The sequence below is a fragment of the Selenomonas sp. CM52 genome (genome assembly GCF_000292955.1).
Lineage (GTDB): Bacteria > Bacillota > Negativicutes > Selenomonadales > Selenomonadaceae > Selenomonas.
Map to the genome: position 1 here is coordinate 23759 of NZ_ALNM01000015.1, position 11230 is coordinate 34988.

An 11230-nucleotide genomic window follows, 5' to 3' on the forward strand; every position below is an offset into this window, starting at 1 on the left:
ATTGGCTAGGCTTCTGTAAGGGCGGCGCACAATGTCCACGAAGTGGACGTTTGTGCGTGTAGTTTCCTCTTTTTTTATCATACACTTTCCCAAAAGGAGCGAACATTTTGTCGGGGGAGGGGTTGAGATGGAACGAAAGAATTTTGCAGAGCGGCGATTCCTGCCCTTGGTTTCGGCGCTGCTTTTCTTTTGCCTTGCATTCTTGCCGCTGTCGGCCTCAGCGCAGGAAGAGCCGGAGATCGACCTGCTTGCCGCGCTCGTTTCATCCGCCTCCTATTCCGATGACGGCGCTCTCCTTGTGCGCAGCTGGCTCAAGGAGACAGCCTGGGATTTCCAGAGCCGCAGCACGTCGACGCGAGCTGCAGAGGGGCGTGTCCATCTGGCACGAAAGACGCTTGCAGACGGCAGGCGCATCGCCGTGCTTTCCTTCCCCGGCACGGAGAACAAGAAGGATATCGAGGTCGATCTGCGCCTTTCCGTCGTTCCCTTCGGCGGAACTAGCCCGGCGGAGTTCACTGCCGTTGCAGCCGGAAGCGACGCCCGAGATCTGCCGCACGTCCACAAGGGATTCAACGATTTCGTCATGGCGGCGCTCTTTACGGAGGAGATGCCGGAGTTCGGCAATCGGACAGCGGGAGAAGCGCTGGCAGATGAACTCAAGGAGCATCCGGAAGAAGTGCTCTATCTGACGGGTCACAGCCTCGGCGGTGCGGCGTCTCTCGTGACGGCGGCGCGCCTCGCTGATCTCGGCGTGCCGCCCGAGCAGCTTCACGTCATCACCTTTGGTGCGCCTGCTGTCGGCGACGAGAAGTTTGCACGGCTCTACGAAACGAAGCTTCATTTCACGCGCATCGTCATGCAGGCCGATCCCGTCGCTGCCGTCTTGCAGTCTTTGGGAAAAGGTTTCGTGCAATTCGGCGAGAAGATCGTCTGGAAGCCGCGGACGCGCGAGGATCGCTTCCATCATGAGATGGCGCTCTACTTCGATGAGGCGCTGCGCTGCTACTATGATGCGGTGCAGACGGATTCGCCGCACGAGCTGTTTTGCGGCACGCCGCACGAGCTTGCGGACGGCCTTTACGTCGCGGCGCCGTCCTTTGACCTGCCCGAGGCGCTCGCACAGGATGCGCCGTACATCGAGCGTGCCGTGCACGATGCGCTCGACGTCCGCTATGCGCCGACGGTATTTTCCTCGCAAGGCGGGACACAGGAATCGCTTTTCGCCGCCGCACGCGCCGCCGGCTGCAAGTACATCCTCGTCGAGCGCTTTTCGGGCAATTTGCTGCGCGAAAGGCATGGCAGTTTCCGCCTGACACTTGAGGAGGAGATTTACACGAGCGACGGACAGCTGCTGTCTCTGGAATCGCGCAGCACGAACACGGGCGATCTGCCTGCGATCGAGGCGTTTCTCTATCTCATGTACAAGGGAAGCGAGACGCGCGATGCGGCTCTGGGGTTGTAAGGAATCACGGATAAATTCAGCCGCCCATCTGCGCTTTCCTCTCGTCGTCGACAAATTCTCGATGCAGCACTGCATGTCCCTCGCCTTCGGGCGGGGGCTTTTTCTTGCGTGCAGGGGCTTGTTATTGTATGATGGTAACAAATGAGAAAGGAGCGATGCTTTTTGCAGTGGGCGGAAGTGAGCGTGGATACGTCGCACGAGGCGATGGATCTTGTGTCGGAAATCTTGCAGGAATTGGGTGCTGCGGGCGTGGTCATCGAAGATCCGGCGCTCTTGAATGAATACATTCGTTCGGGACTCTGGGATTATACGGATCTCAAGGAGAGCGAGGAAACGGAGGTCGTGCGCGTCAAGGCGTACTGGGCGCTCGACGAGGAGCTTGAGGGAAAGCTGCAGACCCTTGCCGCGCGGCTGGACGGCCTGACGGCTCATGGAATCGACAAGGGCGCGGGCGCGGTTTCGTGGAAGGCGGTCGCCGACGAGGATTGGGCAGAGACGTGGAAGGAGTTCTTCCATACGGAAAAAATCGGCGCGCGCACCGTCATTAAGCCGACGTGGGAAGAATACGAAGCCAAGGCGGGGGAAATCGTCGTGGAGCTTGATCCGGGCGCGGCATTCGGCACGGGGCAGCATGCGACGACATCCCTGTGCATCCGTGCGCTCGAAGACCTCGTTCGGCCGGGCATGACGGTGTTCGACGTCGGCACGGGTTCGGGCGTGCTCGCCATCGTCGCGGCGAAGCTCGGTGCAAAGAGGGTCGAAGCCGTGGACTTCGACACTGTCGCCGTGCGCGTCGCCCGCGAGAACGTGCGCCAGAACGGCGCAGAGGACGTCGTGCACACGGAGCGAAGCGATCTTCTAAAGAGCGTTGCGGGCGAGGCGGATCTCATCATTGCGAACATCATCGCCGACATCATCGTGCGCCTTTTCGGCGAGGTGAAGGGATCTCTGGCGGCGGGCGGCACGATGCTCTTGTCGGGCATCATCGAGGATCGTCTGGCGGATGTCGTGGAAGCCGCAGGCCGGCATGGTTTTTCCGTTGAGAAGATCGAGCAGGAAAAGGGTTGGGCGGCCATCATCGTCAAAGGGGGCGGAGCGCGATGAGGCGCGTCTTTCTCGAAGGCGAGATCGCGGACACGATGGAAGTGCGGGGCGCGGACGCGCACCATCTGCAGCGCGTCATGCGCGCCAAGCTTGGCGAGAAGCTCCTCGTTGCCGATGGTGCGGGCGGCTCGGCTGAGGCCGAGGTCGCGGGCTTTGCAGATGGCAGGGTGCAGCTTCGACTCGTCCGGCGACTGTCGGAAGCGGCGGAATCGCAGGCGGAAATCGAGCTTTTCCAGTGCCTGCCCAAGGGCGACCGCATGGACTTCATCGTGCAGAAGGCGACGGAACTCGGCGTCGCGTGCATCCGTCCCGTGCTCAGTCAGAACGTCGTCGTGCGCTACGACGAAAAGAAGGCACGTGCACGCGTGGAGCGCTGGCAGAAGATCGCAGCGGAGGCGGCGAAGCAGTGCGGGCGCACGCGCATCCCCGAGGTGATGCCGATCGTGCCCCTTCGCGCGGCGATGGAAGGGCAGGGGGCAGCGGAATATGCCCTGCGCCTTTTTTTCTACGAGATGGAAGAGCGGCGGGAACTGCGCACGGTTCTTTCGGATTCAGAAGCGCGGCGCATCTTCATGCTCGTTGGGCCGGAGGGCGGCTTCGATGAGGCGGAGGCGCAGCTTGCAGTCGCGCACGGCTTTTCTGCCGTGACGCTTGGTCGGCGCATCCTGCGCGTCGATACGGCGGCGATCGTCGCGCTCGCGCTCGTGCAGTATGAAAAAGGAGATTTAGGTTTTGCCAAAAGCAGCATTGACGACCTTGGGCTGCAAGGTCAATCAGTTTGAAACGGAGACGATGGAGGGGGTTTTCCGGCAGCGCGGCTACGCCATCGTCCCCTTCGACGAGGCGGCGGACGTCTACGTCATCAATACATGCTCGGTCACGAGTCTCGGCGAGAAGAAGTCGCGCCAGCTCATCCGCCGTGCGCGCCGCCTGAACGAGCGAGCCGTCATCGCCGTGACGGGCTGCTATGCGCAGGTCGCACCCGAGGAGATCCGCGCGATCGAGGGCGTGCGCGTCGTGCTCGGCACGAAGGAGCGTGCGGCGATCGTCGATCACGTGGAGCGAGCGGCGCGTGAGGCGGGCGTCTTCGACGGCACGGGCGACATCATGCACGCCTCCGAGTTCGAGGACATCCCGCTCTTCGGTGCGCCCGCGAGAACGCGTGCTTTTCTGAAAATTGAGGAGGGCTGCGAGAATTTCTGCTCGTTTTGCATCATTCCCTACGCGCGCGGCCCCGTGCGCTCGCGCCTCTTGAAGAGCGTGCGGCGCGAGGCGGCGAAGCTCCTCGCCATGGGCTTCAAGGAGATCGTCCTGACGGGCATCCACCTCGGCTGCTACGGGCGCGACCTCGGCGATGTGACGCTTGCCGACGCCGTGCGCGCTGTTCTTTCCCTGCCGGGACTCAAGCGTCTGCGCCTCGGCTCTTTGGAGTCGATCGAGCTGTCGGACGATCTGCTCGCACTCCTCGCGCAGGAGGAGCGCTTCGCCGGGCATCTTCATCTGCCGCTGCAGGCGGGATCGGATGAAGTGCTTCGCGCGATGAACCGTCACTACGATACGGCGAAGTTCGCCGCGCTCATCGAACGCGTCGAACGTGCCGTGCCCGGCGTCGCCATCTCGACGGACATCATCGTGGGCTTTCCGGGCGAGACGCAGGAGCTCTTCGAGGAAAGCCTTGCTTTCGTCGAGCGCATGAACTTCGCACGCATGCATGTATTCCCCTACTCGCCGCGCCGAGGCACGCCGGCGGCCGCGTTTGCCGCGCAGGTTCCCGAGGCGGAGAAGAAGGCGCGCGTGCATCGCATGCAGGCGCTCGCCGCAAAGAAGAGCGAGGCGTTTCACGCCGCCTTTCTCGGCACAGAGATGCCCGTTCTCTTCGAGACGGAGCGCGAGGGCGTCACGGACGGACTTACGGCGAACTACATCCGCGTCTATACGGATGCGCCCGTTCGGACGGGAGACATCCATGCGATGCGCCTCGTGCGCCTTTATCGCGACGGCGTTTGGGGCGAGATCTGAAAGTTTACCATGAAGCCCCAAGAGGTCAAGCCGAAGGTGCAGACCGATTGGCTAGGCTTCTGTAAGGGCGGCGCACAATGTCCACAAGGTGGACGTTTGTGCGTGTAGCTTACTTGCGTTCCTCTGATTTTTGCTCTGCGAACTGCTCGGCGAGATCGTCGAGATACGCTTTCAGGCGCTCGCGGCTCTCCTCATGCGCGAGCTGCGCGATCATCGTCATGTGGTGTCTGAGGTCGTGGCGCATGCGGCGCGAGCTGCGCCAGAGGTCGAGCATCGTCTGATAGTGCGCCTCTTCGGACATGCGAATCATCTGCTCATGAAGCTGCTGCTGATGCAGTGCATTTCCCTCCTCTGCATAGCGCGTGAGGAGGGTGGACACGCGCAGATATTGGACGAGAGCGAGCGGGAGCAAGAGCCGCGCAGCGAGGATCGTCGGCTGCACCGACGTATTCGCCGGATCGGCGGCGACGGCGAGCGCGACGAGAATCACCTCGTAGCCGCTGAGATAGAGCCAGAGCCGCCGATCATCAACGGACAGCATCGGCATGAGCAAGTGGCGGATCGTATGCAGCGCGGCGGGCAGGACGAGGAGAAACATCATGGGGATGAGCAGGCATTTCCATAGCCCCGGAGGCAGTCCTGCGCCAAAGAAATGCTCCGTCATCGTGCCGAGCGTTCCCGCAAGCATCAGCAGCGGATAGACGAGCAGGGCGATGGATATTACCCGCAGCGCCTGATCGCGGATCACGAGAAGCATATAGAAGAGAGCGAGCGGGCGGCAGAGAAGTGCGACGAGCGACATATCGAGCGGCAAGGACATCTGTGCGGCCTGTGTCAGCGCGAGCACGAGCATATAGCCGCAGACGACATAGATCCGCGCAAAGCGCAGCTGATCGTGAAAGACATAGAAAACGAGCAGGTCAAAGGGCGGCGCACACACGAGCGTGTAGAGCAGCCGAATCTCTGCGTCAGTCATGATGTTTCGCCTCCCCGCAGCCGTCCGTACGCATCGGCATGATATTTGCCGCTCTGTCCTGTGTCGTTCGCAGCACGATGGACACCGCGAAGAGATCGTCCTCCGGCGCAATCTCCATCGTGCCGTCATAGCGTGCAAGACTCGTGCGGATGCTCTCCATGCCAATGCCGCGCTCTGCGTTGCCGCGCTTTGCAGAGAGCAGGTTGCCCGCCGCATCGTAGCGCAGCTCTCCGTCATAGCTGTTGTCCGCGGTCAGAAAGAGCGTGTCCCCTTGATGGACGAGTGCGAGCCGCAGGAGGCGCGGGGCATCGGGCGCGAGGCGTTCCAACGCCTCGGCGGCGTTGGCGAGCAGATTACCGAGGATCGCCGTCAGATCGAGCGGGTCAAGGGGATTTTCCGCGCCGATGTCGATGCGGTACTCCGGCTGCACGCCGAGCCGTGCAAAGATCGGCTGCCAATAGCCGATGAGAATATTTACCGTCTCATTCGCACAGACGGGTGCATAGCGCGTTTGAATTGCAGACGCAGCCGCGCCCATCAGTCGCTCGATGCCCGCAGCGTCCCCCCGTGCGAGCAGTTCCTGCGCCGCAGCGATCATCTCAGTGAACTGCGTGCGAAACGCGCGTGTCGTGCGAGCGTTTTCCTCCATCTGCGCCGTATTCTGCCGCGTGATCGCCGCCATCTCCGCCTCGCGTGCCACCTGTTCGCAGAGCGCACGCTGACGCAGCCGCGCATTCATGGCATAGAGCGCCAGGCCGATGCAGCAGAAGCCGCCGACCGCCCCGCTCAGACGAACGAAGAGCGCCGTATGTGTGCGCAGGTCATTGAACGGCGAGAGCAGAATCGTGAGCACGAGAATCAGCGTACCGAGCCACGCGAGCGGCGTCCATACCGCATCAAAGGAATCGTCCGCCAGGAGCGGCGCGGCAATCGTGCGTCCATAGTAGAGAAAAAGCGGCACAGCGATGGGGAGGCAGACAATCGTGCAAAGCCCCGAGAGCAGGAACGGCACATCAAAGAGCGGGTAGGCATCCTCTACGGCATAGATCACCGTCTGCATGGCGAACCAAATGAGCCCCGGAGGGATGAGGATGCAGATCTGCTTGCCGATCGGCACACGCGTCATCGCGAGCAGATAGAAGAAGATAAAAAAGAGAAAAGGAAAGGCGATGCGCCGCGAAAACACCGTGACCGCCTCGATCTGGATGACCGCCTCGATCCCCGTGAGCAGGAGCAGCCCCGCAATGATCGGCAGCGGAGCAAAACGCAGATATCGGCGAAAGATATAAAGACGGGTCAGATTGACGGGCAGGATGTGAACCGCCGTATAGAGAAGCGTTACCAGCGGTACGGCAAACGGATACTGCATGAGTTCGATCATCGGTGATAGCTGCATGAATCTTCTCCTATGACAGAAATTCCGCACGCATCTTCTTCAGCATATAGGCGCGGTAGATGCGCTCGACCTCGCTTTTGCGGCGCGTGGCAATCGGCAGCAGCGTGCCGTCCGTCAGATGAAACGAGCAGCGACGCCCGTCGGCATCGACATAGCGAATCATAGGGCGCGGCGTATGCTCGGCGCATACGCTTTCGAGAAGCCTGCAGAGCCGGTTCAGATCTTCCGGCATATCGTCCGGTACAGCAATATTCATCGTACGACCTCCTCATCATATTCTAGGGAAATCCCTGCGGATTTGCAAGCATGGATTTCCCTCTTTTGCGTTCATGACATACTTTCGGCGCTTGTGCCAACTTTTATTGCTATTTTGTATAAATGTGAGAAAATAATAGAGAAAAGGTCTTTGGTCTTAACGAAGAATACTATATGGGACAGAGGAGCGTCGCACCTCTCTTGATCTCTGTCTGTGCCGCCGGCGACGGCGGCAAAAAACGCACCTTCCGAGGTGTGCGAAGCCGATGAGTATAGAAGCAAAAATCCGTAAACACCTTGTGCAAATCGAAACATTGTTAAACGCAAGAAAGATTTCCCGACAGAAAGGATGAGTTAAATGAAACATCATCATGCAAAGCAGTTTTATCGCGCCATCGCCTGTGCCATCTTCGCGGGCGCACTCGCCGCGCCCTTTGCCGTGCAGACGGCGTATGCGCTGCCCATCGAGGGCGCGAACGCCGCAGCGAATGCAGGAGAGGCGAATATTTCAACGGGCGGCGCGGTCATGGACATCGCGGGCAAGACCGCGCACAATATCCTCCGCTGGGAGGACTTCTCCATCGAGCAGAACGAGAAGGTACGCTTCGACGGCGGCAATCAGACGCGCGACTATCTGAACCTCGTCACGGGCGAGGGCGCGTCGAACATCTACGGCACGATCGAGGGCGGCAGGAACGTCTACCTTGTCAACCCGCACGGCATCCTCTTTGCAAAAGGCTCTGAGGTCAATACGGGTGCACTCTACCTCTCGACGGCGAACCCCGCTGACATTGCCACAGCGACGAACACATTCAAGGCAAACGGCACGAGTCCGCTCTCTGCGACCGCGCAGACGGGCGACGTGCTGAACCTCGGTACGGTCAAGACGGCGAAACTCTACATCGAGGGCAAGAACGTCACCGTCCTCAATACGGATGCTGTGACGGACACAAACGGCACGGCGCTCACGGGCAACGCGGTCACGATTCGCAGCGAAGCTGCGCCGCATATCGGCTACGATGTCGGGAGTAAGATAACGAAGAACATCAAGGTCGGTACTACACCGACGCCGTATCAGGTCTCCGACTATGCGAGCACGGCTGCCGACCATCGCAAGGCATCTGCAAAATCGCGCGGATGGTTTGTTCAGCGCCTCAACGGCGCTCCTCATGCAGACTATGACTATATGCGCGTGCACGATGTCTACGAACTGCAGCATATCGAGGCGAATCTGCGCGGCAGATATATGCTCGCCGGCGACATCAATGCGGGCGAAACAAGTGGATGGAATCACATAGGATACCACGACCCGGAGGGATTCATGCCGATTGGCGGCAATGGCAGCAGCGGTCCTGAGTTTAAAGGACGATTCGACGGCGTCGGACACACGATAGAGCATCTTCACATCAATCGAAGGGATGCTGACGAAGACAGCTATATCGGTCTGTTTGGCAATGTCAACGGGGCGCGCGTCGAGAATCTCTCCATCGTGGACGGCTATGTGAGGGGGGATACTCATGTCGGCGGCATTGTGGGGGCTGCAGAGAGGACTCTCATTCGGAATGTCTCCTTTAGCGGCGTGGTCAGTGGATCGGATTATTTCGGCGGCATTGTGGGGACGGCGAAGTACGGCACGATCTGCAATGCCTACAATGCAGGGAAAGTCGATGCGGGCACGTATGTCGGCGGTATTGTGGGCGCGGGGGAGCGCGTTACCCTTCAGAATGTCTGGAATGCAGGCGAGATCATAGGAGCTGGAGATGGGAGCGATGCGTTCATCGGCGGCATTGCGGGAGCCATGAAGAACAGCACCGTGCAGAACGCCCTGCATACGGGAACTGTGGCGCGAGATGGTCTGCCGGGGCAGGGTGAAGCCCAGACCGTTGGCGGCATTGTGGGACAGGCGGACGGCACCTCGGTCAGCCATGCCGTATGGAAGGCGGGCAGTGTAACGCAGGGTTGTTCGCCGACTTTTATCGCCCACGCGGTCGGCGAATCGAAAAATGGCACAGAAGAGGTTGACGTCGCAAAGCACAGTCTGGAGGATATGAAGAAGGCGGCGACATACACGGACTGGAAGGACGAGAACGGCAACGCCCTCGTCGCGACTGCGGGCGGCAAGGGAACGCCGTGGCGCATCTACGACGGCAAGACCACGCCCATGCTCACGGCTCTGATGAAGGGCACGAAGCGACTTGAGAAGACCTACGACGGCAAAACATTCGGGGACGGGGACGCGCACATCCTTTCGGATACTCCCCTTGAGAAGAATGTCGGTACACGCGATGCGAGCGGTATCTACAGTGATGCGTTCGGCTATGACCTCATCGGCAGCACATACAGGATTGCGCCGCGCGTGCTGACCATGAGCGGCGTCGCGTCGCAGACGAAGACCTACGACGGCAATACGAACGCTGACGCCGCGCAGTTCAGCGCGACGCTGAATAACGTCGTCACGGGCGAGGAGAGCCTTGTCACGGCGACCGCCACAGGCGCGGCATACAACAGCAAGAATGTTGCAACGGCAAGCAAGGTCACCTACACGGGGCTTGCGCTCACGGGCACGGGAGCGGCGAACTATACCGTCGCCACGACCGCAGAGGGCGCGGGCACAATCTCTCGCCGTGAGCTGACGCTCGGCGCAGTCGCGGCGCAGACGAAGACCTACGACGGCACGACAGCTGCAGACGCAGGGAAGTTCCGCGCGGCACTCACCAATGCCATCGCGGGCGACAGCGTGGCGGCGACCGCCACGGGCGCGGCGTACAACAGCAAGGATGTCGCGGGGGCAAATACGGTCAATTACACGGGCGTCGCGCTCGGAGGAGCGGATGCGGGGAACTACAGTCTCGACGCAGTAGCACAGGGCACGGGTACGATTACGCGCCGTGCGCTGACATTTGACGCAGTCGCGGCACAGACGAAGACCTACGACGGCAATATGAACGCAGACGCCGCACAGTTCAGCGCGACGCTCGGCAATATCGTTGCGGGCGAGGAAAACAGCGTGTCGGCGACCGCCGCGGGCGCGACGTACAACGACAAGAACGTCGCTGGGGCAAATAAAGTGAGCTACACGGGAGTCGCGCTCGGAGGTACAGGCGCGGGGAACTACAGTATCGCCGACACCGCGCAGGGCAAAGGCACAATCACGAAGCGTGCATTGACCCTTGGTACAGTCACAGCACAGACAAAGATCTACGACGGCACGACTGCGGCAGACGCAGGGAAGTTCAGCGCGGCACTCACCAATGCCATCGCGGGCGACAGCGTGGCGGCGACCGCCACGGGTGCGGCGTACAACAGCAAGAATGTCGCGGCGGCAAGCACCATTGGCTACACAGGTGTCGCCCTCTCAGGTGCGGATGCGGGGAATTACAGTCTTGCCGCGACGACGGCGCAGGGAGCGGGCACGATCACGGCGCGTGAGCTGACCCTTGGCACAGTCGCGTCGCAGAGTAAGACCTACGACGGTACGAGAGCCGCAGACGCATCGAAGTTCAGTGCGGCACTGAACAATGCCGTCGCGGGGGATAATGTAACGGCAGCCGCTGCAGGTGCGACGTACAATGACCATAATGTCGCTGCGGCAAGAACCATTGACTACACGGGTGTCTCACTCGGAGGTTCGGATGCAGGGAATTACAGTCTCGCCGCCACAGCAGCGCAGGGTGAGGGCAGGATAACGCCGAAGGAGCTGAATCTCGCGCTCACGGGCGGCGCACGCTTTGACAAGACGTATGACGGCACGGCAAACGTCGCGCAGTCGCTCACGAAGGGGACGAACTACAATCTCAACGGCTTTGTCACGGGCGAGGGCACGGACATCGAACTCTCTGCCGTCACAGGAAAATACGCCGACAAGAACGCCGCCGCAGACAAAGCCGTCACGTTCGACGGACTGACGCTCACAGGCACGGGCGCGGCGAACTATGTGCTGAACAAGACCGCGCTCACGGGCACAGGCACGATCACGAAGCGTGCGCTGACGCTCGGCGCAGTCGCGGCGCAGACGAAG

The 11230-nt window shown here is 60.9% G+C and carries 8 protein-coding genes; 5 read left to right on the plus strand and 3 right to left on the minus strand.

The genetic code is table 11. The features are described 5' to 3' along the window. The first annotated feature begins 127 nt into the window (after nucleotides 1–127). From HMPREF1153_RS03525 to mtaB, 4 genes are all read left to right on the plus strand, one after another. Nucleotides 128–1462 (plus strand): lipase family protein, encoded by a 1335-nt coding sequence (locus HMPREF1153_RS03525; protein ID WP_009645563.1) that lies wholly within the window; start codon nucleotides 128–130, stop codon nucleotides 1460–1462. A gap of 141 nt (nucleotides 1463–1603) precedes the next feature. Continuing rightward, on the plus strand, nucleotides 1604–2566 hold the full coding sequence (gene prmA, locus HMPREF1153_RS03530; protein ID WP_009645536.1) for a 50S ribosomal protein L11 methyltransferase: 963 nt from the start codon (nucleotides 1604–1606) through the stop codon (nucleotides 2564–2566). Next, complete coding sequence (locus HMPREF1153_RS03535; protein ID WP_009645551.1) at nucleotides 2563–3348, plus strand: 16S rRNA (uracil(1498)-N(3))-methyltransferase; 786 nt, start codon at nucleotides 2563–2565, stop codon at nucleotides 3346–3348. Before prmA ends, HMPREF1153_RS03535 begins: the two co-directional genes overlap by 4 nt. Further along, a complete protein-coding gene (mtaB, locus tag HMPREF1153_RS03540; protein WP_009645548.1) occupies nucleotides 3299–4585 on the plus strand; it encodes a tRNA (N(6)-L-threonylcarbamoyladenosine(37)-C(2))-methylthiotransferase MtaB in 1287 nt (428 codons plus the stop codon). Before HMPREF1153_RS03535 ends, mtaB begins: the two co-directional genes overlap by 50 nt. A 109-nt stretch (nucleotides 4586–4694) precedes the next feature. On the opposite strand, the gene HMPREF1153_RS03545 is transcribed toward mtaB, so the two are convergent. Genes HMPREF1153_RS03545 through HMPREF1153_RS03555 form a run of 3 tightly spaced genes read right to left on the minus strand, consistent with a single transcriptional unit; the run spans nucleotide 4695 to nucleotide 7213 of the window. Beyond that, nucleotides 4695–5561, minus strand: coding sequence for a hypothetical protein (locus HMPREF1153_RS03545; protein WP_009645565.1), 867 nt, complete (start codon nucleotides 5559–5561; stop codon nucleotides 4695–4697). Then, complete coding sequence (locus tag HMPREF1153_RS03550; protein ID WP_009645535.1) at nucleotides 5554–6957, minus strand: ATP-binding protein; 1404 nt, start codon at nucleotides 6955–6957, stop codon at nucleotides 5554–5556. Before HMPREF1153_RS03550 ends, HMPREF1153_RS03545 begins: the two co-directional genes overlap by 8 nt. 10 nt (nucleotides 6958–6967) lie before the next feature. After that, the gene (locus tag HMPREF1153_RS03555) at nucleotides 6968–7213 is read right to left on the minus strand and encodes a hypothetical protein (RefSeq protein WP_009645538.1); all 246 of its coding nucleotides are present in this window, start codon (nucleotides 7211–7213) and stop codon (nucleotides 6968–6970) included. Nucleotides 7214–7570: 357 nt separating this feature from the next. Here HMPREF1153_RS03555 and HMPREF1153_RS03560 point away from each other — a divergent pair. Beyond that, nucleotides 7571–11230, plus strand: a 3660-nt coding sequence (locus HMPREF1153_RS03560; protein WP_009645543.1) for a YDG domain-containing protein, incomplete at its 3' end; no start/stop codon positions are given.